Source organism: Variovorax sp. GW821-FHT09B05, from assembly GCF_059418265.1.
In genome coordinates this window covers 123320-150314 of the sequence record NZ_JBWKPN010000019.1, presented here as the reverse complement: position 1 = coordinate 150314, position 26995 = coordinate 123320, and the positions used below count along the sequence as shown (strand labels likewise).

Here is a 26995-nt window from a genome sequence, read left to right as displayed (position 1 = left end):
GGTGACGACGGCCTGCTGGGCGGCGTGCTCGGCGGTGACGGCGGCCTGCTCGGCGGCATCCTGGGCGACGACGGCCTTCTGGGCGGCGTGCTCGGCGGTGACGGCGGCCTGCTCGGTGGCATCCTGGGCGACGACGGCCTGCTGGGCGGCGTGCTCGGCGGTGACGGTGGCCTGCTCGGCGGCATCCTGGGCGACGACGGCCTTCTGGGTGGCGTGCTCGGCGGTGACGGCGGCCTGCTCGGCGGCATCCTGGGCGACGACGGCCTGCTGGGCGGTGTGCTCGGTGGCGACGGTGGTCTGCTCGGCGGTGTGCTGGGTGACGACGGTCTGCTGGGTGGCGTGCTCGGCGGTGGCGAAGGCGGCCTGCTCGGCGGCATCCTGGGTGACGACGGCCTGCTGGGCGGTGTCCTCGGCGGTGACGGCGGTCTGCTCGGCGGTGTGCTGGGCGACGGCGGCGTGCTGGGTGGCGTGCTCGGCGGCGGCGAAGGCGGCCTGCTCGGCGGCGTCCTCGGCGACGACGGCCTGGTCGGCGGCCTGCTCGGCAACGACGGCCTGGTCGGCGGCCTGCTGGGCAACGACGGCCTCGTCGGCAGCCTGCTCGGCTCGCTCGGCGGCGACGGCCCGTTGGCCAACATCCTGCAGCCGGTCACCGACATCCTCGGCGGCCTGACGGGTGGCGCGACGCCGGTGGTCGATTCGCTGACCGGCACCAGCGCCGGTGCGCTGGCCCCGGTGACCGACATCCTGGCGGGCGCCTCCGGTGCCGCGGCGCCGGTGGTCGACACGGTGGCCAACGTGCTGGACGGCGTGGACCACGCCCTGGGTACCAACCTGACCCAGGTCGTGACCCCGATCACCAGCCAGGTCGAGCACACGGTCGGCAACGTGGTGACCCCGGTCGCCAACATCCTGCACGGCCTGCTGGGCTGATCCGGTCACGGACAGTGGACGGAAAAAAGAGAACGAGCAGCAGAAGAAAGGACGGACCGGCAACGGTCCGTCCTCTGAAAGGAACGGTATGAAGACGAGTTTCCGGATACTGGCCATCGCGGCACTGGGCGCCAGCCTGGTCGCCTGCGGCACCGGGCCCAAGCAGGGCCGCGACGACGCGACCTACTACTACTCCAACAAGGGGGCGAGCGCGGTCGCCAAGGTCGAACCGCCGCCCCCGCCGCCGGTGCAGAACGGCCCGGCCGGCGTGTCGAAGATCGTGTACTTCGACTTCGACAAATACGACATCAAGCCCGAGTACCGCAACATCGTCGAGGCGCACGCCAGCTTCCTGCGCAATCGCCCGACGAGCCGCGTCGTGCTCGAAGGCCACACCGACTCGCGCGGTGGCCGCGAATACAACCTCGCGCTGGGCCAGCGCCGTGCCGAAGCCGTGCAGCGCGCCCTGACGCAGCTGGGCGTGCCCGCCGAACGGCTCGAAGCCATCAGCTGGGGCATGGAAAAACCCGCATCGCTTGCCAACACCGAGGAGGGCTACCAGCTCAATCGCCGCGCCGAATTCAGCTACCGCTGAACCAGGGAACTGCGATGCCTTCGATGGCAGCTCCCGGTCTTCCGAGTCATCGCGGCAACGCATGACGAAGAGGGCCGGTTGCCCGTTTTCGACCGGGGCCGAATGATGTCCTTTTCCGATCAGCTCCACGCCTGCCACGAGCGACTCGTCTCGGTGTGCGCGGCGCTGCCGGCGCCATACCCGGCCTTCACGCTGTTCTTCTCGGTGAGCGACGGCACGCAGCGGGCGCACGTGGTGCACACCCGCGCGGCCGTGCTCGAGACCGCCTGGCGCGAAGGCGCCGAGCAGGTCGAGCGCTGGGTGCACGAGCACGGCATCGTCTCGCCCTGGCTGCGCATCGACTGGGTCGAGGGCGCGAGCCCGATCGACTGGGTCCAGTTCAAGGGACAGCTGGCGTCGGTCAAGCGTAACTACTTCCGCCTCGGCCTGGCCTTCGACAAGGACTTCGAGCTCGCGTTCACCGAGCAGGAGCTCAATGCGAACGCGATGCTCAGCGGCGACTCGACCATCGCGCACGCGGTGGTGAACCCGCGCAACTTCGAGCTCTATGCCGATGCGCGCTTCGGCCGCCGGCTCTCGCTCGACCTGCCGGGCGACCAGCCGGTGTTCCTGCTGGCGACCGTGGGCCTGTTCTGCCAGCCCGACGGCGTGGTGCACAAGCTCGTGGGCACGGGGCTCGATGCCGGCCGGCGCCAGCTGCCCGCGCTCAATCCGCAGTCCACGCTCGACCTGGTGCGCAGCGGCGCCTCGTACCTGGCGCGCCAGGTGCAGGCCGACGGCCTGTTCGTCTACGGCTACTTCCCCTGCTTCGACCGGCGCATCCCGACCTACGACGCGATGCGCCATGCGAGCGCGCTCTACGCCATGATCGAGGCGTGGGAGATCACGCGCGACGAGACGCTGCGCGCGGCCATCGAGCGCGCGCTCGATCGCCTGGTGCATCACCTGATCCGCGACTACAAGCTCGCCGACGGCCGCGACATCTCGTTCCTGGTCGACACCGGCGGCGAGATCCGACTCGGCGGCAACGCGGCCTGCGTGCTGGCGCTCGTGAAGTACTGCGAGGCCATGGACACGCGGCGCTGGCTGCCGCTGCTCGACAAGCTCGCGCTGGGCATCTCCTCGCTGCAGGACCCGGCGACGGGCCGCTTCAACCACGTCATCCATGCGAACGACCTGACGCTCAAGCAGGCCTCGCGGATCATCTACTACGACGGCCAGGCCTCCTACGGCCTGCTGCGCCTCTACGGCCTCACGCGCGATCCCCAATGGCTCGCGGTGGTGGAGAAGGCCTTCGACCACTTCATCGCCAGCCAGCACTGGCAGGCGCACGACCACTGGTTGAGCTGCTGCGTCAACGAGCTCGCGCGCTGGAGCCCGCAGGAGCGCTACTTCCGCTTCGGGCTGCAGAACGTCGCGGGCTACCTCGACTTCGTGCTCGACCGCAAGACCACCTTCCCGACGCTGCTCGAGCTGATGCTCGCCGCGCAGCAGATGCTGCAGCGGCTCGAGGGCATGCCCGCGATGCGGCACCTGCTCGACGAGCTCGACGTCGAGAAGTTCTACCGCGCGCTCGACTACCGCGCGCACTACCTGCTCAACGGCTACTTCTGGCCCGAGATGGCGATGTACTTCCGCCGTCCCTCGACCATCGTCGGCTCGTTCTTCATCCGCCACCACGCGTTCCGCGTGCGCATCGACGACGTCGAGCAGTACGTCTCGGGCTTCGTGGCCTTCCACCGCTACCTGGTGGAGCGCCGCACGCTGCATGGCGCGGGCGCCGGCGCGGTGGCCGGCGGCGGCATCTCGGTCGGCCAGGGCGGACCGCGCGACGACGGCGGCACCTGGACCGCGAGCGAGATGGCGCGCGTGACCGGCGGCGAATGGGTGGTGAAGCCCGAGGACGGCTGGCGCGCCAGCGGCGTCGCGCAGCGCTCCTTCCTGCGCAAGGGCCGCGTGGTGTTCGAGAACCAGACCCGCAACGCCAAGGCGCCGCTCGCGGCCGTCGCGCTCAAGGGCGTGCTGCAGCCCGCGGCCGCCGTGCTGTGCGTCGATCCCAAGCCGCATCTCGACAAGCGCGTGCCGGTGCTCAAGGTGGCCGACCTGCCGCAGGCCGTGCTGCAGCTCGGCACCCATGCACGCGCCGAGTTCAACGGCGGCGTCTGCGCGGTGGTGGGGCAGGGCGTCGCCGGCTCGACCGTGGCGGCCATGATGGCCAGCGCGCTCACCGTGTGGGGCGAGGTCGGCCAGCCCGAAGGCAGCATCAGCCTGCCGTCGGGCATCGCATGGAACCTCACCTGCCTGCCGCGCCACGCCGCGTACTGGGTGCTCGACATGAGTCAGTCGCAGCTGCCCGCGTCGACGCAGCTGGTGCGCCCGACGCTCGCGGTGATCACCGGCCTGTCGGCCGCGGCGCAGAAGCACCGTGGCCCGGCCGAGGCCGCCGCGCGGCAGGACGCGCGCATCTTCCTCGGCATGACCGCCGGCGACAGCGTGGTGCTGAACCGCGACATGGTCGAGTACCCGGTGTTCGCCGAGGCCGCGGCCGAACGCCAGCTGCAGGTGGTGAGCTACGGCGAGCACCGCGCGGCCGACGTGCGGCTGGTCTCCTTCGACCATGGCGAGGTGAAGGCGATGGTGGCCGGCGAGCCGCTGCAGCTGCGCCTGAACGCGCCCGGCCGCCACATGGGCATGAGCGCCGTCGCCGGCCTGGCCGCGCTGACCGCGCTGCGGCTGCCGCTGACCGCGGCGGTCGAACCCTTCGCGCAGTTCGAGCCGCCCGGCGGGCGCGGCGCGCTGCACACCATCCACATCGGCGGCGGCAGCTTCAAGCTGATCGACGAGACCTACGACGCCAACCCGAGCTCGATGCGCGCCGCGCTCGAACTGCTGGCGCAGGCCCCGTGCGAGCCCGCGCGCCGCGTGGCGATCCTCGGCGACATGCAGGAGCTGGGTCCGGCGGCCCAGCGCCATCACCTCGATCTCGAGCCCGAGCTGCTGGCCACGCAGGCCGACCGCGTGCTGCTGTGCGGACCGCTGATGCGGGCCCTGCATGCGCGCATCAGCTCGAAGGTGCGTTCGCACTGGTTCGTCGACGTCTCCGATTTGTCGACCGCGCTGGGCAGCCTGCTCCAGCCGGGCGACTGGGTGCTCGCGAAAAGCTCCGCGGGCGTGGGTCTGTCCCGGCTCGCCCGGGTTTTGAAAGCACTGCCATGACCAGACTGGATGCACTCCTTCATCTGCCCGCGCAGCAGGAGACCGCCCCGGCGCGCCGCTGGTGGACCCGCTGGGCCCAGCTGCTGTGCGCGTGGGTCGTCTGCATGCTGCTGTGCGTCAATGTCGCGATCCTGCTGGACCGGGGTTTGCCCGGAGACGACGAACCCGCACAGGCCGCGAATACTCGGAAGACGGTCGCTTGCAGCACCGTCGTCCTGCCCACCGAAATCGTCTCGCATCGAGCCGCGACAGGGTCTGACCGACCCCTGACCAAAGCCTCGAATTGCACTGCTTTCTAGAGTGAAATATTGCCTTGTAACAGTCGGGTAACAGTTGATAATGAAGCCGTTGCGTCATCGCCTGACGGGATCGGCTTTCGCCCATGATCAAGTTTCTCCTGCCCACTCAACTGGTCGCCGAGCGGCCCGTGGAGCCCGGTGCCAGTCCCTATGCGGGCGCCCTCCACACCGCGTTTCGTGATGCCTACCCGCTGATCAAGAGCGCGGCCTGGCGCTCCATTCCGATCAGCCTGTTCGGGCTGCTGCCTTCGATCTTCCTGCTGCAGGTCTACGACCGCGTGCTCTCGCGCAGCGGCGTCTCGACGCTGGCGGCGCTGGTCAGCGGCATCCTGTTCTTCCTGTGCATCGAGTTCTGGCTGCGCACGCGCCGTTCGCGCCTGCTGCGCAACGCGGGCGCGATCATCGACCACGGCGTCTCGGGCGCGTTGATGGGCTCCATGCTCGGTCGTCCGCTGCGCGCGCTCGAGGCGCGGCCGGCCTCGGTGTGGCACCTGTACTTCCGCGACGTCGGCTCGGTGCGCGGCACCGTCACCGGCGGTCTCGCGCAATCGATCTTCGACCTGCCGATGGCGGTGTTCGGGCTGGTGGTGATCGGCATCGTCGCGCTGCCGGTGCTGCCGGTGGTGGTGGCCTTCCTCGCGATCCTCTCGTTCCTCGCCTGGTGGTGGGCCGACGAGGTGCGCGCCGGCCGCGTCGAGGAGGTGCAGCGCGGCCGCGGCCTCGACCGCATGACGGCCGAGATCTGCCATGCGCGCGAGACGCTCAAGTCGCAGGCCAACGACGGCCCCATCATCGAGATGTGGCAGAAGACCTACAACGACTGGCTCACCGAGAGCTTCACCAAGAACGGCCAGATCGAGACCGCGCGCGACGGCACCACGGTGCTGCTGACGGTGTTCTCGGTGATCGTGGTCACGGTGGGCGCGATCTCGGTGATGGAGCAGTGGATGACGGTCGGCGGCCTCGTGGCCTCCAACATGCTCGCGCTGCGCGCACTGCAGCCGATCGCCGGCCTGGTCTCGAACTGGCGCTCGCTGGCCACCGCCAAGGAAGCCGCCAAGCGCCTCGAGACCGTGCTCGGCGAGCCGGTGGAGAAGCCGCCGGTGGGCATGGCCCTGCCGCAGCCGCTGGGCCGCATCACGCTCAAGGACGTGAGCTTCAGCTTCACCGAGAACGCGCAGAAGGCGGTCATCGAGAACCTCGACCTCGACATCGGCCCGGGCGGCCTGCACGTCATCGTCGGGCGCAACGGCGCGGGCAAGTCCACGCTGGTCAAGCTGCTCTCGGGCCTGTACACGCCCACGCACGGCGTCGTCAGCATCGGCGAGTACGACCTCTCGCAGTTCGGCCGCGAGGAGCTGTCGCGCTGGATCAGCTACCTCTCGCAGGAGGTCTACTGGTTCGGCGGTTCGCTGATCGACGTCATGCGCCGCACCGCGCCGGGCCAGAGCGACGAGCAGATCGTCGCCGCCTGCAAGCTCTCGGGCGCGCACGACTTCATCTCGCGGCTGCCCGATGGCTACCGCTCGATGGTGGGCGAGGGCGGCACCGGCCTGTCGGTGGGCGAACGCCGCAAGCTCGCGCTGGCCATGAGCTTCCTGCGCAAGCCCTCGGTGCTGGTGCTCGACGAGCCCAGCAACGACCTCGACTTCCAGAGCGAGCGCGCGCTGCTGGCTACGCTGCTGGCGGTGGCCAAGGTGCGCACCGTGGTGGTGGTCACGCACTCGCTGCGCATCGTCTCGGCCGCCAGCCATGTCTACCACGTGACCGGCGAAGGCTCGGTCGAACAGGGCACGGCCGCGGTGATGGTGCCGAAGCTGTTCGGCGTGAAGAAGGCGCTGGTGGCACTGCCCGAAGGCGGTGGCGAGGATGGCGAATCCGCCGCCCGCTCGATCGCCTGATGCGCTGAATTTGTTTATGGATTGGACCGATCGACCGATGACCGAGTGCGACGACCGAGTGCCCGCAGGGGAGACGAGATCTTGAAAGCCGATCTGCCGCAGGTCCTGCAGACCGAAGACCAGAAGCGCGCCGCCCAGATCACGCCCGAGGGCCGCCGGCGCCAGTGGCTGCTCGGCGGCCTGATCGGCGTGTTCGCGGTGGTCGGCCTGGGCTTCCCGATGGAGACCGTCGTGGTCGCGCCCGGGCGCGTGATTCCCTCCGACCGCGTGAAGTCGATCCAGCATCTGGAAGGCGGCATCGTCAGCGCCGTGCTCGTGAAGGAAGGCGACCACGTCAAGCAGGGCCAGTCGCTGGTCGAGATCGACCTCGGCGGCAGCGGCCTCAACCTCGAGGAACTGACCGCGCGCTATGCCGCCACCCAGGCCACGCGCGTGCGCCTGCTGGCCGAGAGCCGCGGCCAGCCGCTCAAGCGCGACACCTTCGCCAAGGACATCGATGAAGGCGTGTACGCCGGCGAGACCGGCGCCTACGACGCGCGCGCGCTCGAGCAGCGCGGCGTGATGGCCGGCGCGATCTCCGGCCTCGAGGCCGCGCGCAGCCGGCAGCTCGAGCAGCAGGCCAAGGTCAAGGGCCTGAGCGATCGGCTCGACCTGATGCAGAAGGAGCTCGAGGTGTCCGAGCAGCTGCTCAAGGAGAAGCTGGTCGGCCAGGTCGAGGTGCTCGAGAAGCGCCGCCAGGCCGAGGCCGCGCGCAGCGAACTCGCGGTGGCGCGCCAGGGCGTGATCTCGGCCAACGCCGCGATCACCGAGGCGCAGGCCAAGATGGCCGAGGCCGAGGGGCGCTTCCGGCGCCGCGCCTCGGACGAGCTCGCCACCGTCGAGCGCCAGTTCGCGAGCCTGAGCGAGGACCTCGCGCGCGCCCGCACGCAGCGTTCGCGCACCGAGGTCAAGGCGCCGTCGGACGGCATCGTCAAGGGCCTGCGCAGCGGCAGCCCCGGCTGGGTGGTGAAGCCTGGCGAGGCCATCCTCGAGGTCGTGCCCGACAAGGACGAGATCATGATCGAGGCGCGGCTCAATCCGAACGACCGCGGCTTCGTCGAGGTCGGCCAGCAGTCCACGGTCAAGATCACCGCCTACGACTACCTGCGCTACGGCGCCGTCGAGGGCAAGGTCACGCTGGTGGCGGCCGATGCCGACCGCGACCCCGCGATCGCCAACGGCGCACCGTACTACCGGCTCCTGATCAGCACCGACAAGTCCTTCGTCGGCCACAAGGAAAACCGCATCACCGTCGGCATGGAGTCCGAGGTCGACCTCAAGGTCGGCACCGATCCCTTCATCTGGTACATCCTGCGTCCCGTGCTCAAGCTGCGGCGCGAAGCCTTCCGCGAACCATGAAGCGCCGCCCGACCAACAGCCGGCGCCCGGCGGGCACCGGCGTGCTGTGCGCGGCGCTGTGCGCCAGCTTCGCGCTGCCGCACACCGCGATGTCGCAAGAGACGCAGGGCCCCCAGGATCCGCCGCCCTCGCTGATGCTCGCGCGGCGCCTGACCGCGCCCTCGATCGGCACCGCCGGCTACGTGCAGCGCGTGAAGCAGGCGCTGGTCGTGCTGTCGCAGGAATACCCCGAGGTGCAGACCGCGCAGGCGGCCGCCAACACCAGCGGCTTCCAGATCGACCAGGCCAAGAAGGCGCGCTATCCGCGCTTCAAGGTCGGCACCTCCTCGGGCAACTACAACAGCGGCGCCGCCAACGCGCAGACCCAGAGCTACAACGTGATCACCGCCGAGGCGCGCATGAGCCTGCTCGACGGCGGCGCGATCAGCGCCTCGATCCGTGCCGCCGAGGCCGGCAACGAGGCCGACGGCCAGGCCGTCACCACCACCTCGCAGAAAGTGGTGCTCGATGCCCTGACCGCCTACCTGCAGGTGCAGCGCTTCGACCTCAAGAAGGAGATCGCGCACCGCTCCACCGAGATCGTGGCCGAGCTCTCGAAGGCCGAGGCGCGCCGCGTCGCGCTCGGCGCCACCGGCGAGAACGACCTCAACATGGCCAGCGCGCGCCGCGCCAGCGTGGCCGCGCGCGAGGCCGACTTCGAGGCCCAGCGCGACGAGGCCATCGCCAAGTTCCGCAGCTATTTCAAGTTCACGCCCATCACGCGCAACCTGCCGGTTCTGGCCGCGCCGCCGCAGTGGCGCATCGATTCGCAGGCCGAGGCGCTGCGCCGCGCCGAGGACCGCAGCACCGAGATCGCCGAGGCCCAGGGCCGCATCAACAAGGCCAAGGCGCTGGTCGAGCAGCAGGAGGCCAGCATCTGGCCCACCGTCGATGCCGTGATCGTGAAGAGCAAGGACCCGCGCGGCGTGTCGCCGCAGGATCCCACGCGCACCGCGCTCGAGCTGAGCTGGAATTTCGGCAGCGGCTTCGACCGGCAGCTGCGCGTGCGCACCGCCATGGCCGAGGTCGAGAACCAGGAGGCCAAGCTCGAGGGCGTGAAGCTCAACCTGTTCGAGCTCACCAGTGCCTCGTGGTCGCGCACCGTCTCGGGCCGCGAGCGCGAGCGCCAGCTGATGGAGGCCGTGAGCACTTCGGGCCAGGCCTTCCGCGGCCGCCGCCGCCTGCTCGAGTTCGGCCGCGACACCCTGCCGCAGGTGCTCGATGCCCAGCTCGAGTACTACAACCTGCTGTTCGACTACGTCGATGCCGTGTTCGACCTGCGCGTCAATGAGCTGCGCCTGGCGCGCACCACCGGCGAGCTGCGCATCGATGCCGAGGGCAGCAACGAATGGGTCGACCGCGTCTTCGGCGCGCCGAGCCGCACCGTGCTGACCGAGGACGGCTTGCTGAGCGGCCCGTGCCTGGCGAGCAATTCGACCTGCGCGACCGAGGCGTCGGTGGACCGCTCGCAGAACGCGCAGCCCGTGACCCTGCGGCGCGCCGAGCGCCTGCCGACCACCAACTGACGAAGAGAAAAGGCGGGCGGGCGGCCGGCGCATCAGCGCGCGGCCGCGTGGCCGCGTGGCCGCTCAGGCGTCTTCCGGAATGCCCGGTTCGCCGTCGAGGATCTGGTACTTGCGCATCTTCTCCCACAGCACCTTGCGGCTGATGCCCAGGTGCTGCGCCGTGTCCTGGCGCTTCCAGTCGTTGATCTCGAGCGCCGCGATGATGCGGTTGCGTTCGCTGCCGTTCCAGCCCTTGCGCTGATCGCCGCCGGCGGCATCGAAGGCGCTGCTCGTGCCCACCGCGTTCGCGCCCAGGCCCATGCCGCCGCCCGGCCCGGTGGCCGCGGGCGTGCCACGGGTCAGCGCGATCGCGCGCTGGATCAGGTGCTGGTCCCAGCTGTGCAGCTGCCGCGCGATCACGCCCACGCGTTCCGCGAGGTTGCGCAGCTGGCGCACGTTACCGGGGAAGTAGGTCTCGGCCACCGCGTCGCTGAGCCAGTGCGGCGTTTCGCCGAGCACCTCGAGCTGGTCGCCCAGCACGTTGGCCAGCAGTGCCTTGAAGATCGCGATCTTGTCGATCTCGCCGCGCTCCTCGAGGCTGGGCACGTGCAGCTCGATCACCGCGAGGCGGTAGAACAGGTCGGCGCGGAATTCGCCGCTGGCCACCATCTCGCGCAGGTTGCGGTTGGTCGCCGCCACCAGCCGGAAGTCGACCCGGATCGGCGAGGTCGCGCCGAGCCGCGTGACCGCGCCGTCCTCGAGCACGCGCAGCAGCTTCACCTGCTGGTACTTCGGCAGGTCGCCGATCTCGTCGAGGAACAGCGTGCCGCCCGTGGCCTGCTCGAAGTAGCCGCGGTGCGCATGCACCGCGCCCGTGAACGAGCCCTTGGCATGGCCGAAGAACAGCGACTCGAACAGCCCGTCGGGAATCGCGCCGCAGTTCACCGCCACGAACGCGCCCTTGCTGTAGTTCTGGTGGCCCAGGTGCAGCTGTTGCGCGATGCGTTCCTTGCCCACCCCGGTCTCGCCGCGCACCAGCACGCTGTGGTCGCAATCGGCGAAGGCATTGACCTCGGCCAGCAGCGACTTCATCGCTTCGGAGTGCGCCACCAGCTCGTCGAGCGGCTGCGGCGCCACGTCGCGCGCGCGCAGTTGCCGCACCAGCTTCGCGACCATCGTGCGCAGTTCGGCGCAGGTGAAGTCGTAGGGCAGCACGTGCAGGTACTCGGGCGGATAGGTGCGCGAGTCGCGCTCGCGCGAAGCCGCCGCGACCCAGATCACCGGCATGCCCTGCAGCAGCTCGGTCGCCTGCGGCAGCCCGCCGCCATCGATGACCGTGACGCTGATGATCGCCACCGACGGCCGCATCGCCGCCGTGCGGTCCTGCGAAGGCGGGGGCATGCCGTCGGCCCGGATCACCTCGACATCGAAGCTCGCCATGCAGCGGGCGATGCGGTCGAGGATGTCGGCCTTTCCTTCCCAGACAAAGAGGTCGAGTTCGTCGAAATTGGGGGAGGCGCTCATTGGCTCGAGAGAAACGAAGCGGGGGGCTGGAGATATTGCACTTCTTCTTCAGTAGACGAGGATGGGCGCCGCATTGCAATCCAGCGCGCGCAGGTTGACGTCGACCTGGCCCAGATGGAGGCCCAGGATCTTTTGCAGGATCGGGGTCAGGACATCTTTGCCGAGACTGTCCAGCACCGGTTGCAGCGCGCTGAGCAGGAACGAGACAAGCGAGAGGATCGCGTTGGGTGGACTGGAGGAGCCGCCGCTCGAAGTGTTCTTCAGGCTGTCCGCGATCTCGTTGATGCATCCCGCGTCCGTGCCCGAGCCGCCGAACAGGCCGCCCCCCGTGCATTGATTGCCGAGCAAGCCGCCCAGGATGCCGCCGAGCACGTCGCCGACGGCGCCCAGCAGGTTGCCGACCAGGTTGCCGATGCTCTGCAGGAGGCCGATCACGTTCAGCGTCACGAGCTGGTTCAGGAGGTCCAGCGTGTTGTTGACCACACCGCCGAGGAAACCGCTCAATCCGTTCGCGGCCGCGGTGATCTTGTCGTTGACCTGTCCCAGGCGGGTCTGCCTGCAATCGCGCGTGGTGCAGGCGGGCGTTCCCCAGAGCGCCTTGGCCATCTCGGCGCGCTGCGCCGGGGTGGGGGTTACGCCCGTGCTGAGCGAGTTGGCCAGCAGTGCCGCGAGCAGTGCATTCGTCAGGTTCTTGAGCGTGGTGCCCAGCAGCAGGTCGTTGCCGACGGTCTTCGTTTCGCCCGCGGCGAGGGTCACGGAGGTGTCGATCGGAAGTGGGTCGACCTTCAGCTTCGTGTTCAGCGAGATCAGATTGATGCCCAGGAGACTGACCTTGAGCAGTTGATCGTTCGTCAGGTTCGCGTCGCAGCTCGCGCTGGTCGAGAAGATTTCGTCCTCTTTCGTGGGGTCTGCGCCGGGACGTCCCACGCACAGCTTGAGTACCGAGGCCTTCACCGCGATCCGCGCCTGGTCGACACCGCTCGAGGTCCGCAGGCTGGCGGTGCACATCTCCGCGGCGGTGCCGGTGCCGGTCACGGCATCGAGCATGATGGGAAGATTCAGGCGCACGAGGCTTCCCACCACGGGAATGCTGCCCGTATCGATCTGGACGAAGGTCCGGACCTGGCCGGTGTAGGCGGTGGCACCGACGCCGCCGACCGCGATCGACGGTGGCTCGATCAACGCGACCTTGGCTTTCACGAGGTTGGCGACGTTCAGGCCGGTGACCTCGATCGCATGCTTCTGCGTGGCGACGCCGATCCCTGCGAACAGGACATCGAAGGCGTTCAGGCCGACGTTCAGCGCGGACCCCACGGCGGAATCCGGCGCCACGATCTTCAGCAGCTTGCCCAGGGAAACGTCCAGGCTGTTCAAGCCGAGCTTGGCCTTGATGGCATTGAGCAAGGTCAGGTTGCTGTCGAGCAGATTGGTCAAGCCCGCGAGTTTCACCGTGGCATTCAGAAGGTCCGCGAGATTGACGGTCTTTGCATCGATCAGGGCGTTGATCTGGCCCACGGTCATGTCCGCAGTGACCGTGACGCCCAGTTCCTTGAGCAGGCCCGATGGGGTGATCTTGGCGTTGACCAGGCCGTCGTATCCCGCCAGCGAGCCCGACAGGTCGAGACCGATGCTCTTCAGCGAACGGCCGAGCAGCGAGTCGTTCTGGATCGTCACCAGCTTCGTGCCGACGGAGAAGGTGGCGACGGGCGAGCCCAGAGCGCCGACGGCCTGAACGCAGATGTTGCGGCTGCCGGAGAAGAAAGGCAGCAACGTCGGTGGCGCCTTCGTGATCCGCACGCGCACGGCGTTGTAGGGCAGGCCTCCCGGAATGAAGCGGTTTTCCTCGCCGGTCAGGCAGGCGGTGGCGCTGGCCGGTGGCGTGTTCGCAGGGGCCCAGTTGCCGCACTCGGGGGTGTTGATGGCGATGCCGGGAAGGTTCTGCCCCGCATTGGTGGTCGCGGCCGCGATGGCGGCGGCGCATCCGTTGGGCGTGACCAGGGCGCTCAGGCGCTGCGCGCCCGCCAGGGCCGAGAGATCCGCGGTCTTCTGGAACTCGCGCTTCATGAAGAACAGGTAGCCGAGCTCGGTGCCGATCAGCGCGATGACGATGAGGCTCAGCGCGATCGCGGTGTTGATGATGACCGAGCCGCGTTGCCGGCGGCGGCCGTGGGGAATCGATTGCATGGTGGCCTCTATACGGCGGGACGGGCCGCCGTCGCCTTGCCCAGAAGATTGGTCGGCATCCAGCTGCTCGTCCACGGGACGATGTTGGGAAGCACCGGGTTCTTGCTGTACGGATAGGTCACCTTGATGGTGATCTGGTCGGGCGAGGAGGTATTGATCTCGGGCGCCACCATCTTCGAGCGCAGCCAGGCCTTCTTCTGGTCGACGCTGGCGCCCGTGCTGGCCGGCGTGATCAGCGAGGAGGCCAGGGCGTCGTAGATGGCTTCCTGCACGCGCGGGTCGTTCATCGCCACGGTCTTGCCGATCCGGAGCACAGCGCGAGCGCCGTCCTCGGCCGAGCGGGCCACCACCTGCTGCGTGTACAGGACCGCACCGAAGGTGACGATTCCGTAGAGCGCGAGGAACAGCAGCGTGAAGACCAAGGCGAGCTCGACCGCGGCGATGCCGCGCTGGCGCTTGCGCAGGGCGTGCCTGGTGCCGATTCCGCAAGGACGATCTGTCATGACGGCCTCCCATCGAACAGCATGCTGGCCTTGCCCACGATCTGGCTCGGGAACACGAGACTCAGGATGGGCGGGAGCAATTGATTGACCTTGTCCGCCTTCACGGTCACGACGATCTGGCAGCGCTGGGTCCAGTCGGTGCCGAGCACGCAGTTGTCCGGTGCGCAGCGCGTGGCTTCGGCACCCTCGACGCGGCATATCTCCGCCGTCACCGCCAGCGGCTTCATTGCCGCAGGCATCCAGCTGGTGCGCTGCGTGGCGATGTCCACGGCGCGGGTCGCGCGTGCTGGCAGCGTCAGCTGATAGCGCAGCGCCGCGCGCGCACCGTCTTCCGCGGCGTTCTGCAGTCCCATGCGAAACGCGAGCAGCATGCCGTAGCTGAGGATCCCGTACAGCACGGCGAAGAAGATCAGGAACACGAGGGCGAACTCGACCGCATACATCCCGCGCTGCCCCCGGGACGGCGAGTGTCGGCTGCGGATGTATTTCATGTCGAACTCCTCGGATCAAGCGATCGATGATGGACGCCTACTTGCCGCCCGCACCGCTGTCGCCCGACGACTTGACGGACGAGTTGAATTTCTCGGGGATCGGGTATTCGAAGCTCTTGAGATAGCGTTCGTAGCTGCGGCCTGCCACGGGGCCGGCGATCGGGCGCGGCGTGCGCGACGCGATCTCGCCGCTGCGTTGCCATGCCAGCAGATTCAGGGTGGCATCACCGACCTCGAGCGGAGGAACGTCGAATTCCTCCTCTTCCACTTCGACCATCTGCGCATCGGGTGCGTCTTGCGCCGAGGGCGCCGCGGCCTGGGGCGCGGGCGCGGCCTGCGCCGCGTCCGGCACCTTCACCGTGGTCACGCTCTTGGAACCGGCTTCCTCGGGCTTGGCGGCATCGGATTGCGCGAATGCGTTCGGTGCGCCGAGCAGGAGCGCGGCGGCGAACGCGCAGGCGGACAGCGCGGAGACGGCGCCGTTGGATTCTTGGTTCTTCATGGTGTGCCTTGTGTGATCGGGGTCGGTGTGAGCGGTGCGGCCGCGGCCGAGGCGGAAGGATTCAATTGGCTGGCGGTGCGCACGCCGCCCATGCCGGCCCAGCGCGAGGGCTTGAGCGCGAGCGGAATGACCGCGGCGGCATCGTCGGATGCGAGGGTGGCAACCGCAGCGGCGTCGGGTGCGGGTGCAGGTGCGACAGCCACGGGTGCGGCAGGCGCCGTGGGTATCGCCGAAACGACGGGTGCCGCGTCCGCGGCAGGTGCCGTCGCGATGGGCGCCACCGGGCCCCGGGTTCCCCGCATCTGCTGCGCCGCGTCGCGCACGGCGGCGCGGGTCGCCTCGGGCATGCGGTTCGCGTCCATCAGCGCCGTGGCCTGTTCCCGCTGGTTGGTCGCTTCGAAGTAGAGCGCCAGATTGGCCTGGGCCTGCGTGCTGTCGGGCCGCAGCTGCAGTGCCTGCATCAGCGGCAGCCGCGCTTCGTCGAACTGCCCCGCGCGCAGGCTGGCATAGCCGAGGTCGCTGAGCAGCAGGGCGTCGGTCGGTGTGCGGCGCTGTGCCTGCCTGAGCAGTTGGGTGGCTTCGGCAAAGTTGCCCCGTGCACCTGCCAGCAGGCCCAGTCCCCGGTAGCCGGCGCTTTCCAGCGGCGTGGCCAGCAGGCGCTTGTAGGCGGCTTCGGCCGGCGCGGCCTGGCCGGTCTGGCGCAGGGCGTCGGCGCGCATGCGCGTGGAATCCGGCGACACGCCCCAGCGCTGTTCGAGCGCGTCGATGTGCGCGAGCGATGCGAACCACAGGCCCTGCTGCTGCATTTGGTCGACCACCTTGAGATAGGTCGCCTGGGTGTCGATGTTGGCGCTGGCCTTCGCTTCGGTCGCCGTCTCGAAGGCCTGCCGCTGCTGCGCGTCTTCGCCGGCGGCGTAGTGGTCCTTGGTGGCGGCGCAACCCGTGACCGCCAGCGCGATCGCGACGACCACGGGCAGCAGCAGGGCGGCGCGCAATTGCGGGGTGCGCATGGAAAGAGCGGCGTGCTTCATTTGATGACAGTCCCCAGCGAACGGAAGATTGCAATGACGCCCGGCCCCGCCGTCACGATCATCAGGGCCGGCAGCAGCGTCGTGACCATGACCGCGGTCATCTTCACGGTGATCTTTCCGATGCGTTCCTTCATCTCGGAGCGCCGGTGTTCGCGCAACCGGTCGCTGAAGACGCGCATGGGTTCCTGCACCGCACCGCCGTGGCGATCGACCTGCACCAGCAGGCCGACCAGGCTGCGGAGGTTCTCGTTGCGGTGCAAGGTGGCCAGGCGCTGCAGCGAATGCTCGCGCGTGCGGCCCTGGGTGTACTGGCGGTTGGCCAGCGTGAGCTCGTAGCCCAGCACCGGCAGGACATGGGCGAAGTCGGTCGCCATGATCTGCAGGCTCTGGTCGAGGCTCAGGCCCACGCCCTGCAGCAGCCTCAGCAGGTCGACGAACAGCGGAAGCTCGCGCGCGACCGCCATCCGGCGGCTGGCGGCGATGCGTCCGAGCACCCACTTGGGACCCATGAAGCCGATCACGAACAGTGCCGCGAACACCGACAGCACGACGCCGCGGGTCTGTCCCTCGCCCCACAGCACCAAGGTCAGCGTGGGCAGCAGCAGGGCCAGCAGGATGCGGGTGACGAGAAAGATCAGCTGCGCGCGCCGCGAGTTCAGGCCGCACTGGTCGATGAGGTTGCGGTCCTCGTCCGCGACCAGCGCGCGGCCGAGCTTCGAGTCGAGCCAGTGGAACGGCAGGTCGGCGTCGGGCTTGTAGGGCTGGTCGAGCGCGGAGGCGGCGTCGGCCGATCCGGCCGCGAGCGCCACCGTGCCCTGCTGGATCGCCTTGCCGATCGCCTGTCCGCTGCGTGCCCGCCGCAGTTCCGACACGACGAGGGTGCCGGCCGCGATCAGCAGGCCGAGGGCCAGCAGCGCGAGGCTGATGGCGGTCAAGGTGCCGGGTGTCAGCGTCATGCGATCCTCGCGAGCTTGTAGAGCAGCAGGCCGCCGAGCAACTGGAGTCCACCACTGGACAGGACGAGCAGCTTGCCGGTGTCGTCCTGCCACATGCCCAGGAAGTAGCTTGGGTTGCTCATGAAGATGAAGGCGCCGACGCCCAGCGGGAGCAGTCCGAGGATCCAGCCGGACAGCCGGGTTTCCGCTGACATCGCCACCAGTTCATGCTCGGCCTGCTCGTGGTCGCGCATGAAGTTGCTGACCCGCTCGAGCAGCAGGTCGGCGCGCCCGCCGTAGCGCACGCCCAGTCCGAGGATCGAGGCCAGCAGGAACATCTCCTCGATGCGGACGTTGGTCGCCGTCTGGTGCAGGGCCTTGTCGAGGTCGACGCCCGCACGAACCAGCGAAGCGGAGCGCTCGAGGTGGCCGCGCAGCGGCTCCTGCGTGGTGCCGATGGCGAGCTGGAACGCGGCCTGGGTCGAATTGCCGATCGTGATCAGGCGCACCATCGCGTCGATGTAGCCGGGCAACTGGCCGACGAGCGTGCGCCGCATCTTCTGCAGGCGCAGCCAGATCGCGAAGGTGGCACCGAGCGTTGCCAGCAGCAGGACGACGATGGCCACGGCCAGGCCGCCGAACGCTCCGGTGATCAGCGACAGCAGCACGATGCCGAGCACCACGAAGGCAAGGGTGCGAGGCTTCAGAACGCCCTCCAGCCACCCGGGCATGACGTTCTCCAGCCAGTTCTTGGGCCGCGCCGCCGAAGGCGTCGCCTCGGTCTCGAGCCAGGGGTCGGTGGTGAGGCCGGAGATCAGGTTGTCGACGGGCGACGGGTTGCGCGCGGCGGCCGATGCCGCCAGCGGCGCGGGCATCGAGGCGCTCGCGCCGCCCTGGATCTGCTGCGACAGGTGCCGGCCCACGGCCTGGCGCGTCTGGCGCGTCCTGGCCCATTGCCAAAGGATCAGGCCGCCCGCCGCCAGCAGCAGCGCGACGACCGCGACGCCGAGCAATATCGCGTCACGCACGGGAGTCTCCCTGCCCCGCGCGCGCAAAGGCCTGGCGGAAGCGCGTGATCTTCGGCGAGTGCGGCGCGATGCCCAGGCTGACCCAGCGGTCGCGCTCCTCGCCGTCCGGTGCCACGACCGGCTCGTAGCGATACAGCTCCTGCATCGCGACGACGTTGTCGTTCACGCCCGTCACTTCGCTCAACGAGATGATGCGGCGCTGCCCGTTCGACATCCGCCCGATCTGCACGATGAAGTCGATCGCGCTCGCGATCTGCCTGCGCAGGCTCACTTCGCTGCCCTGGTAGCCCGCGAAGCCCGCGAGCATCTCGAGCCGGTAGAGGCATTCGCGCGGCGAGCTCGCGTGGATCGTGCCCATCGAGCCTTCGTGGCCGGTGTTCATCGCCTGCAGCATCTCGATCACCTCGGCGCCGCGCACTTCGCCCACGATGATGCGGTCGGGCCGCATGCGCAGGCTGTTGCGCAGCAGATCGCGGATCGACACCACGCCCTGGCCGTCGAAGCCGCCGGGACGGCTCTCGAGCCGCACCACGTGGCTGGTGCTCAGCGAGAGTTCGGCCGTGTCCTCGATGGTGATCACGCGCTCGCGGGCCGGGATGAAGCTCGCCAGCGCATTGAGCAGCGAGGTCTTGCCCGAGCTGGTGCCTCCGCTCACGAGCACGTTGCAGCGCGCGCGCACCGCGATCTCGAGCAGTTGCGCCATGCCGGCGTCGAAGGTGCCGAGCTTGACCAGGTCGGCCGGCGTGAGCGGCTCCTTGCGGAACTTGCGGATCGAGACCGACAAGCCGTCGATCGCGAGCGGCTCGATGATCACGTTGATGCGGCCGCCATCGGGCAGGCGCGCGTCGACCATCGGGTTGGCTTCGTCGAGCCGGCGTCCCAGCGGCGCCAGGATGCGGCGCACGATGCGCATCACGTGTTCGGAGTCGGCGAAGCGCAGCGTCTCGCGCTCCAGGATGCCGTGGCGCGAGACGTAGACGTTCTGGTAGCCGTTGATCAGGATATCTTCGACCGCGGGGTCGTTGAGCAGGTCCTCGAGCGGACCGAAGCCCGCGAGTTCCTTGGTGAGCGCATCCGAGATGAGCTGCATCTCGCGGTCGTTGATCGGCACGCGGCGCAGGCGCACGAAGCTGTCGACCTCGAGCTCGACGAACTGCTGGATCGAGGCGCGCGACCAGCGGCCGAACTCCGCGCCCAGCTCCTCGATGCGGCTGAGCAGGTGATCGTGCGTCCAGCTCTTGATGTCCTGGAACTGCTGGGAGGTGATGAACGCCTGGTCGTCGTCGGCGAATTCGATATCGGTGGACATGGGCTGTTCAACCTTGGGTGGGGCTCTTGCGGAAGCCGGTGACTTTCGACATCAGCGCCGTCCAGCGTGGGTCCTTCGCCGGCTGCTGGCTGGAGCCAGAGGTGTATTCCTGATGCAGGCCGCGTGCGAGGCCCGCGATGGCTTGCGAGTACGGGTCGTTGCGCGCGGTGCGCACCAGCATCTCGCCGCGGCTCGAGGCCGCCAGCAGTTGCGTGCTGCGCGCGGGCAGCACGTGGCGCAGCGGCAGTTCGAGCCGCTCGGCGATGTCCTTGGCCGCGAGGCCGACATGGCTGTCGAACTTGTTGACCACCAGCGACATCTGGTCGGTCTCGAGGCCGCGCGTGCGCAGTTCCTTGAGCATGTTCGCGGTGGAGACGATGGCGCCGATGCTCTGGTCGCAGACGACCCAGCAGCGCTGCGCTTCCTTCGCGGTCTGCGCCACGAAGTCGATGGTCGAGAAACCGCCGAGGTCGGCGATCTGGAAATCGAAGAAGTCGCCGAGCCGCTTGATCAGCGCGACCGAGTCGGAGTGCGAGATCTCGCGCACCTGCGCGAGGTTCGCGGGCAGCGGCAGGACCGCCACGCCGCTGGTGTGATGCGCGAGCGCCGTGTGCAGCAGGGTCTGGTCGAGGCGGCGCAGGTTGCGCACGCCTTCGACGAAGCTGAAGCCGCTCTGCGTGTCGAGGTAGAGCAGGCCGTCGCGCGCGGGCAGGCCGAGGTCGAGCAGGGCCACGCCGTGGCGCGCGCTGCGTCCCGGCGCCTTGGCGGGCGCCTGCGTCAGCAGGTCGTTGAGCATCAGCGACAGGCTGGTCGCGAGCGTGGTCACGCCCAGGCCCGGCCGCGCGCCGAGCAACGCGAGCGTGCAGCCGCGCGTGCCGCTCTGCAGGCTGCTGCGGCTGTCCAGCAGCTTGCGCAGCGTATTGACCGCGTCGCTGGGCGGCGCGGCCATGTCGACGAAGTCGTCCACGCCGGCGCGCAGCGCGGCCAGCATCGAGGCCGGTTCCGCCGACACGCCCGTGGCCAGCACCGGCAGTGTCTGCCAGTCGCGCTTCAGGCGTTGGTGCAGTTCGCTCGCGGCCTGTGCGTGGTCGCCGGAGAAGTCGAGAAAGACCGCCACCGGGCCGAGCAGGGCGATGCGTTCGTCGATCGACTTGATGTCGGGCGACAGCACCACCACCGTGCCCAGCTTGCCGAGCGCGTCGGTCAGCCACGTGATGTGGCCGACGTTCGGCGAGGCGAAGAGATAGGTCTCTGCGCCGGTCTCGGGGAGGCTGTCGCGGGGGGCGTTCATGGCGTCTGCCACAGGGCGTGCGTGGCTGGTTTCCATCAACGCGAGAAGCCCGGCACCGCCGTGCCGGAAGCCGGCCCCAGCAGGTGCGCGCGCCACACGGGGCCGTCACGCTGCTCGGCACCGCCGGGCAGGTAGGGCGTGAGGTCGGTGTCGCGGGCGATGGGCTTCACGAGGTGCGGCGTCACGAGGATCACCAGCTCCTTCTCGTTCATCTGGTACTTGTTCTGCTTGAAGAAGGTACCGAGCACCGGGATGTCGCCGAGCAGCGGCACCTTGTCCGCGTTCGAGGTCGTGGTGCGGCTCACGAGGCCGCCGATGATGAAGCTCTCGCCATCGCCGAGCTCGACCGTGGTGTCGGCGCGGCGGGTGCTGATCGCCGGCACGGCCACGCCTCCGATGCTCAACGAATTGGTGTAGTCGAGGTCGCTGGCCTCGGGCGCCACCTTGAGCACGATGCGTTCGTTCGACAGCACGGTGGGCGTGAGCGTGAGGCCGATGCCGAAGGGCTTGTATTCGATGCTGGTGGTACCCAGTCCTTGAGGGGCGGGCACTGGCAGTTCGCCGCCGGCGAGGAAGCTGGCGCTCTGGCCCGACAGGGCCACCAGCGTGGGTTCGGCGAGCACGCGCGCCATGCCGTTGCCTTCGAGGAAGCCGACATCCAGGCCGATGCCGGCCTTGTTGAAGCCGAACAGGAGGTTGAAGGCTTGCGCGAGCGGGGTGTTGTATTCGGTGTTGATGCCGCCGGTCCCGGGGAAGGTCACCGACCTCAGCGACGCGGGCGTGAAGACGCCGAAGCTGAAGCCGTTGGAGTTGGCGCGCGTGCTGAAGATGTTGAGGCCGGCCTGCTTGAGCACGCTGCGGTTGAACTCGACGACCTTGACCTCGACCTGCACGGTGTTGCTGCGCACGTTGACGACCGAGCGGTCGACCAGCACCGACTTCTCGCCGCCGGCCGCCGATGCCGTGTCGCGCGCGTCCTGGTGCGCGGGCAGGCTGTCGAGCGAACCGGTGAGCGTGGAGGCGCGGCGACGCACCTCGAGTGCGTAGACCGTGGCGGTCGACTGGCCCTTCTCCCAGATCATCAGCGTGGTGCGGCCAGCCGCCTTGCCGGTGACGATCAGGCGCGCGGCCACCGAATTCGGCGATTGGCGCGTGAGCGCCACGCCGGCCACCGTTTCGTCGGCGATCGCCATGCGCTCGATGCCCTTGGGGATCAGCAGTTCCTTCTGCGTGCCGGCGTCCACCAGCAGGCGCATCGGCGCGCGCTGCGTGACTTCCTGCGCGTCGGCCGCGGATGCCAGGGGCCATGCGCCCGGTGCCATCAGGCACAGCGCCACCGCGGTCAGGCGCAAGGGGTGGGCACGGCCTGCGGATGTCGCGCGAGGTTGGAGCGTCATGGTGTTTTTTTCCTGCATGGGATGCATGGGCTTGGCGCTGGGTGCCGATTTAGTAATTGATGGTTTCGCTGCGGTCGCCGCGGATCACTTCGACCTTGAGTCCACCGCCGCGCTGTCCCTCGGCGCGCGGCGCAGACGTGCGCGGGATGACGGTCGCGGTGCGGATTGCGCCGGGCTTGCCGCCGGTGACGAAGTCGGCGGCGGTGAGGCCGGCCTGTGCACGATCGAGGCCTTCGAGCGGCGCGCGGCGCGGCTCGCCGGGCTTCGGCGGCGCTGGTTGCAGTGCCGTCGGCAGTTCGGCGAAGAGCTTCGGATCCGGTTCCGTCATGTCGGTGGGATTGCGCAGGGCCAGCAGCAGGCGGCCGCTGTTCTCGCCCAGCGTCAGGCGGTTGACGTCATCGACGGGCACAGCGAGCACGGCGGTGCGGGCCGCTTCCCCGCGTTGCTGCTGGGCGGCGGCCGTCTTGTCGGCCTTGGACGGCAGGCCATCGACCGAGGCCGTGCCGAATGCCAGCACCCGCTTGCGCGACAGCAGCAGGCGCGCCTGGCTGCGGTCGACGTCCCTGCCGTCGGACTTGAACATCACGAAGACATCGACGAAATCGCCGGGCTGGACCTTGTTGCCCACGCCCATGACTTCGTCGGCCTTGATGGCGATCGCACGTTCGCCTTCGGCCACGCGCAACGCCAGCCCGGACACCAACTGGCCTTCGATGAGCGGCGTGCCTTCGCTGAGGTCGATGACCGGCACCCGGCCTTCGAGCGGTGCCGTTTCCTGGAAGGCACCGGCCGGGTTGATGGTGAGGCGCTCGACGCGCAGTGCTTCGGCGGGAATTACCTGCCCCGCGGGAAGCGCCCGGGTCGCGATCACGACCGGGTAGGTTTGCGCCTGCGCCGCCTTGTCGGGGGCGCTGGCCGTCGCGGCGGGGCGAACGGGGGCGACTGGTTGCCGGCTGAGCATCCATGCGTACACGCCGAGCGCGATTGCCAGGAGCACGAGAACGGCTGCAATTATTTTGGTCAGATTGATCATGTGCTGCGATCGTGAAGAGGGGCGGACGATGGAAAGGCTGTCGGGCGGGGATGTCGGATCGAACTCCTAGAAGTTCTGTCGGCCCCAGAACATCCACACGATGGTGGCGAGCGAGAGATAGGCCGCGTAGGGAATGAACTTGATGCGCCGCACGGAAGGCGTGCCGTCGGTCCGCATCGGCTGACCGAAGAGCAGGTTCTCGAGTCGCGGATACAGCGGCCAACGCTGCGTGAAAAGCCAGAGCAGTCCATGGGCGGCCGCGAGGATGCTGCCGATGACCCAGATCGGGAACAGGGCGGCATGGCCGACCCAGAGTCCGAGGGCTGCTGCGAATTTCACGTCGCCTGCGCCCATGAGCCGGGCGACGTAGAAGATGAGGAGAAAACCGAAACCGGCGGCTGCCCCGATGAGGCTGGAGCGCCAATCGATGTCGAAGGGATTGCTGCCGACCGCAAGTGCTGCCAGAGCCAGGGCGGCTCCGGCAAGCACGAGCCAGTTCGGTACACGGCGTTGTCTGAAGTCATACATGGCGACAAGAAGAAGCCAGAACAAACAAATCGACGCCGAAATTTCACGCACGTTCGGATCGGACTAGGGGGTGGTAGGAGCGGTGCCGGCGGTGGTCAGCGCGGTGGAAATCTTTTCGAAGATCACCTTGAGCTTGTCGCCAATTCCGGGCAGAACGCCCACGATCACCACGGAAATCAGGCCTGCAATGATTCCGTATTCCAGCGCGGTAGCGCCTTCTTCATCACGAATAAAACGAGTAATAGCGTTGAGCATGATTAACCTTTCAGAAAAAGTCGTTAACAAGGGCTGGCGGTGCGAATGTTATCCGGCGTAACTCTGTGTATCAACAAGGCAAACCCGATGGAAGGGAGTTCCGCTGTGCTAGTCAAGGATTGCTAGCACGATGGCTGCCAACTCCCACGGACATCGGTTGACCGGTCGGTCAGAGACGCTGAGTAACAGTTCGGAAACGATTTTTCCCTCTGTAGGCGTGCACCGACATCCCATGAAGACGGGAGGGAGTGTTACGGAACAGGGGTGCGCGAGAGGGGCGCGTTACGGGTACATGTGTGTTACGTGTTACGTGACACGACCCGAAAACGGTCAGATGTAACAGTCCAGAAAGGGTTGGACCGTGCGCAAAAAATCACAGGTTCAGGGCCTCAACCCTGTCTGCGAAGGGGGATCAGCCCAGGATTTCCTCGTGGAAGAGCTTCCACTCGCCGCCTTGGCGCAGCCAGTACTGGCGGCGCATCCGACCGCTGCGTTCCCCCTCGAACACCTCGCCGAAAGTGGCGACCATGGTGTCGTCGCTGTCGCGCCAATGGAGGTAGGAAACATCTTTTAACTGAATACGCCGGCCTTGGGCGTATTCCATTTCGTCGCGAACAATTGAAATTCCGTCGGCCGACTTTTTGGCTTGGCGCTGAAAATCGGGCAAATAGAATTTTTTCAATTGCGCTTCATTTCCCTGGGTCCGGGCGTCTTTCCAGGCATTGATCGCGCTGGTAAAGGACTGGGCATCCTTTTCGGCCTGGGGCTGGGAAATCCATTGCAGGCTGCGCGCGGTGACGACCGGCGTGGCGCCGATCTGCACCTTGCGCAGCAGCTGGCGCAGGTCGGGATTGGCCATGACCACGCAGCCGTCGCTGGCCAGCGGCGCGCGCGCGTACTGCTGCGAGGGCGTGCCGTGCAGCCAGATGCCGCCGCCGGTCTTGCCGCGGCGCTGGTCGTAGGCGTTCGGGTAGTTGATCGGCAGCGCGCCGGCGCCGTAGAAGTCCTTGAGTGACTTCGGGTCGAGGCTGCTGGTGATGAAGTACACGCCCAGCGGGGTGCGCGCATCGCCCTCGATCGCCTTGTCGATGCCCGACTTGCCGACCGAGATGTAGTAGTCGGCCACGAGCTTCAGGCCCTTGTCGCCGTTCTCGAGCAGGTACAGGCGCGAGCGCGAGGCATCGATGGCGATCGCGTAGCGGCTGCGCGTGGACAGCTCGAGGAACTGCGAGGGCACGGTGTTCGGCGGTGGCCGTTCGCGCAGCGCCTGCAGGCGGCGGCGCGATTCTTCCTGCAGCTCGGCCATGGCCGGATTGCCCTTCAGGCGCGCCACGCTGGCGGCGTCCGAGAGGCTGTGCACGGCCGGCACCTGCGAGGCGAGCAGGTCGCCGTACACGAGCTGCGCGAGCTGGAAGTTCGGGTAGTCGCGCACCAGTTCGCGCGCCTTGGCCAGTGCGGGCCGCGGCTGGCCGCGGCCGAAGAGTTCGTAGATCGCGATCAGCCGCGCCTCGGCGTTGCCGGCTTCCTGGATCGCGCCCGCGGGCGGCGCCTTGCGCGCGCTGCGGGCTTCGGAAGAAGCGGCGGCGGTGCCGGCCGCCGCGGCGGCCGCGGTCGCCACGGCACCCTTCTTCAGGCGCGCCTGGGCCTTGCCGCCCTTGGCGTCACGGGCTTCGCGTGCCTCCCGGGCTTCGCGCACGCTGCGCGATTCGCGGGTGCCGCGTGCTTCCTTGGCGCCGGCCTTTTCCTTCTGCGCCGAGCGGCTGCTGCCTGCAGCGCTCTTGCCCGACTTGGCGCCGGCTGTCTTGGCATGCGCGGTCTTGCCCGAGCTGCCGGCGGCGCCGGCAGGCATGGCGAGCACGAGGGCCGACGCGGCCATCAGCGCGGCAAGGAGGCTCCCGCCGCGCCGGAGTTCTGGGATCTGAGGCCGGCCCCGCCGGACGATGTCTGCCACTAGCCGCCGACGCTTTCCTTGCGAATGTGCCACTGACCGCCGGAGCGTTGCAGTTCCAGCGTCTTGCGGCTGGAGATGTTGAGGTTGTCGGCACGGTAGACCTGGCGGAACTTGGCGGTGGCCGACTGGCCGTTGACCTGGATCACGAGGTTCTCGAGGTTCACGCTGATGCTGGACTTGCCCACGATGCGCGCGCGGCGTTCCTCTTCCCAGTTCTTGCGGCTCTGGCCGCCGCCGGGCGTGAAGTCGCTGCCGTAGGCGGCGAGGTAGCGGTCCATGTCCTGGCTGGCCCAGGCGGCCGCCCAGCCGCGCACGGCCGATTCGACCTCCGCATTGGCACTCGACGAAGCGGCGGGCGCGGCCGGTGCGGCGGCCGGCGGCGAAGCCTCGGGTGCCTTGGCGACCACGGCCGGGGCCGGTGCGGGAGCGGGCGCCGGTGCCTTGGCCACCGGTGCGGGCGCCGGCGCCGGCACGGGGGCCGCGACGGGCGCTGGAGCAGGGGCGGGCGCCTTCGCGACCGGGGCGGGAGCCGGGGCCGCAGGTGCCGGGCGCGGTGCCTCGGGCGCCGCCGCCGCCAGCACGGTCGGCTTGGCGCCGGGCGCGGCCGGCACGAACAGCGTGCGGATCACCGCCAGCTTGGGTGCGACCGCGGTGTTGTTCTGGTCGAGCTGCAGCGCCTTGCTGTAGGCCTGGCTCGCGAGCCGCGCATAGAGATCGCCGAGGTTTTCCTGGGCGGTGGCGTAGCTCGGATTGGTACGGATCGCGCTCTCGAGGGCGTTGCGCGCCTTGTCGAACTGGTTCTGGCTCGCGTAGATGACCGCGAGGTTGTTGTAGGGCTCGGGCAGCTCGGGGGCGTCCTGCGTGAGCTGGGTGAAGGCGGCGATCGCCTCGGCGCGCTTGCCGGTGTCGAGCTGGATCACGCCCTTGAGGAAGCGCATCTGCGGGTCGCGCGGTTTGTCCTTCAGGAAGGCGTCGGCCTTGGTCGAGGCTTCCTCGAGCTTGCCGGCCTGCATCAGGCGGTCGACTTCCTCGTGCTCGGGCGCCGCCAGCGCGGGCAGGGCCGTGGCGCCGACCGCGGCGGCCAGGAACAGGGCGCGCACGACGGGCGTCAGGCTGAAAGGAGTGCGCAGGGAGCTCTTGGGCATGGCGG

22 protein-coding genes and 1 pseudogene are annotated in these 26995 nt (G+C 68.7%); 7 read left to right on the top strand and 16 right to left on the bottom strand.

Features of this window, described 5'->3' with window-relative positions; translation table 11 throughout:
• The 7 genes and pseudogenes from AC07RM_RS35180 to AC07RM_RS35150 form a co-directional block, all read left to right on the top strand.
• Positions 1-930: pseudogene (locus AC07RM_RS35180) on the top strand (hypothetical protein); the annotation flags it as partial.
• 88 nt (positions 931-1018) lie between these two features.
• Positions 1019-1525 carry a peptidoglycan-associated lipoprotein Pal gene (gene pal, locus AC07RM_RS35175; RefSeq protein ID WP_398497638.1) on the top strand — a complete coding sequence of 169 codons (507 nt, stop codon included), beginning with the start codon at positions 1019-1021 and terminating at the stop codon, positions 1523-1525.
• 102 nt (positions 1526-1627) lie between these two features.
• Entirely contained in the window at positions 1628-4741 is a 3114-nt protein-coding gene (locus tag AC07RM_RS35170; RefSeq protein WP_495337431.1) for a glutamate ligase domain-containing protein, read from the top strand.
• Positions 4738-5040 (top strand): hypothetical protein, encoded by a 303-nt coding sequence (locus AC07RM_RS35165; RefSeq protein ID WP_495337430.1) that lies wholly within the window; start codon positions 4738-4740, stop codon positions 5038-5040. The genes AC07RM_RS35170 and AC07RM_RS35165 overlap by 4 nt, the downstream gene beginning before the upstream one ends.
• 83 nt (positions 5041-5123) lie before the next feature.
• A complete protein-coding gene (locus AC07RM_RS35160; RefSeq protein WP_208511239.1) occupies positions 5124-6941 on the top strand; it encodes a peptidase domain-containing ABC transporter in 1818 nt (605 codons plus the stop codon).
• 81 nt (positions 6942-7022) lie between these two features.
• Positions 7023-8339 (top strand): HlyD family type I secretion periplasmic adaptor subunit, encoded by a 1317-nt coding sequence (locus AC07RM_RS35155; RefSeq protein ID WP_093347724.1) that lies wholly within the window; start codon positions 7023-7025, stop codon positions 8337-8339.
• Complete coding sequence (locus AC07RM_RS35150) at positions 8336-9904, top strand: TolC family protein (protein WP_495337429.1); 1569 nt, start codon at positions 8336-8338, stop codon at positions 9902-9904. Before AC07RM_RS35155 ends, AC07RM_RS35150 begins: the two co-directional genes overlap by 4 nt.
• A gap of 63 nt (positions 9905-9967) precedes the next feature.
• Here the strand turns inward: AC07RM_RS35150 and AC07RM_RS35145 are convergent, their stop codons facing one another.
• From AC07RM_RS35145 to AC07RM_RS35070, 16 genes are all read right to left on the bottom strand, one after another.
• Positions 9968-11407: a sigma 54-interacting transcriptional regulator gene (locus AC07RM_RS35145; RefSeq protein ID WP_208511241.1), complete on the bottom strand. Its 1440-nt coding sequence runs from the start codon at positions 11405-11407 to the stop codon at positions 9968-9970.
• Between the two features lie 48 nt (positions 11408-11455).
• The gene (locus AC07RM_RS35140) at positions 11456-13591 is read right to left on the bottom strand and encodes a TadG family pilus assembly protein (protein WP_495337428.1); all 2136 of its coding nucleotides are present in this window, start codon (positions 13589-13591) and stop codon (positions 11456-11458) included.
• Between the two features lie 8 nt (positions 13592-13599).
• Complete coding sequence (locus AC07RM_RS35135; RefSeq protein WP_495337427.1) at positions 13600-14094, bottom strand: TadE/TadG family type IV pilus assembly protein; 495 nt, start codon at positions 14092-14094, stop codon at positions 13600-13602.
• Complete coding sequence (locus tag AC07RM_RS35130; protein ID WP_495322673.1) at positions 14091-14585, bottom strand: TadE/TadG family type IV pilus assembly protein; 495 nt, start codon at positions 14583-14585, stop codon at positions 14091-14093. Before AC07RM_RS35130 ends, AC07RM_RS35135 begins: the two co-directional genes overlap by 4 nt.
• A gap of 37 nt (positions 14586-14622) precedes the next feature.
• The gene (locus AC07RM_RS35125; RefSeq protein WP_495337426.1) at positions 14623-15087 is read right to left on the bottom strand and encodes a DUF3613 domain-containing protein; all 465 of its coding nucleotides are present in this window, start codon (positions 15085-15087) and stop codon (positions 14623-14625) included.
• Positions 15084-16118 (bottom strand): hypothetical protein, encoded by a 1035-nt coding sequence (locus tag AC07RM_RS35120; protein ID WP_495337425.1) that lies wholly within the window; start codon positions 16116-16118, stop codon positions 15084-15086. The genes AC07RM_RS35125 and AC07RM_RS35120 overlap by 4 nt, the downstream gene beginning before the upstream one ends.
• Positions 16115-17074 (bottom strand): type II secretion system F family protein, encoded by a 960-nt coding sequence (locus AC07RM_RS35115; RefSeq protein WP_495337424.1) that lies wholly within the window; start codon positions 17072-17074, stop codon positions 16115-16117. The genes AC07RM_RS35120 and AC07RM_RS35115 overlap by 4 nt, the downstream gene beginning before the upstream one ends.
• A complete protein-coding gene (locus AC07RM_RS35110) occupies positions 17071-18081 on the bottom strand; it encodes a type II secretion system F family protein (protein ID WP_495337423.1) in 1011 nt (336 codons plus the stop codon). The genes AC07RM_RS35115 and AC07RM_RS35110 overlap by 4 nt, the downstream gene beginning before the upstream one ends.
• The gene (locus tag AC07RM_RS35105; protein WP_495322668.1) at positions 18074-19390 is read right to left on the bottom strand and encodes a TadA family conjugal transfer-associated ATPase; all 1317 of its coding nucleotides are present in this window, start codon (positions 19388-19390) and stop codon (positions 18074-18076) included. The genes AC07RM_RS35110 and AC07RM_RS35105 overlap by 8 nt, the downstream gene beginning before the upstream one ends.
• 7 nt (positions 19391-19397) lie before the next feature.
• On the bottom strand, positions 19398-20681 hold the full coding sequence (locus AC07RM_RS35100) for a CpaE/TadZ family protein (protein WP_495337422.1): 1284 nt from the start codon (positions 20679-20681) through the stop codon (positions 19398-19400).
• A 35-nt stretch (positions 20682-20716) separates the two neighbouring features.
• Entirely contained in the window at positions 20717-22003 is a 1287-nt protein-coding gene (locus tag AC07RM_RS35095) for a type II and III secretion system protein family protein (RefSeq protein ID WP_495337435.1), read from the bottom strand.
• Positions 22004-22127: 124 nt separating this feature from the next.
• Entirely contained in the window at positions 22128-23111 is a 984-nt protein-coding gene (cpaB, locus tag AC07RM_RS35090) for a Flp pilus assembly protein CpaB (protein ID WP_495337421.1), read from the bottom strand.
• Between the two features lie 66 nt (positions 23112-23177).
• Positions 23178-23690 carry an A24 family peptidase gene (locus AC07RM_RS35085; RefSeq protein ID WP_495322665.1) on the bottom strand — a complete coding sequence of 171 codons (513 nt, stop codon included), beginning with the start codon at positions 23688-23690 and terminating at the stop codon, positions 23178-23180.
• A gap of 12 nt (positions 23691-23702) precedes the next feature.
• Positions 23703-23894 (bottom strand): Flp family type IVb pilin, encoded by a 192-nt coding sequence (locus AC07RM_RS35080; RefSeq protein ID WP_495322664.1) that lies wholly within the window; start codon positions 23892-23894, stop codon positions 23703-23705.
• A 412-nt stretch (positions 23895-24306) separates the two neighbouring features.
• Complete coding sequence (locus AC07RM_RS35075) at positions 24307-25743, bottom strand: L,D-transpeptidase family protein (RefSeq protein WP_495337420.1); 1437 nt, start codon at positions 25741-25743, stop codon at positions 24307-24309.
• Positions 25744-25844: 101 nt separating this feature from the next.
• Positions 25845-26990: a YybH family protein gene (locus AC07RM_RS35070; protein WP_495337419.1), complete on the bottom strand. Its 1146-nt coding sequence runs from the start codon at positions 26988-26990 to the stop codon at positions 25845-25847.
• Positions 26991-26995 lie beyond the last annotated feature (5 nt).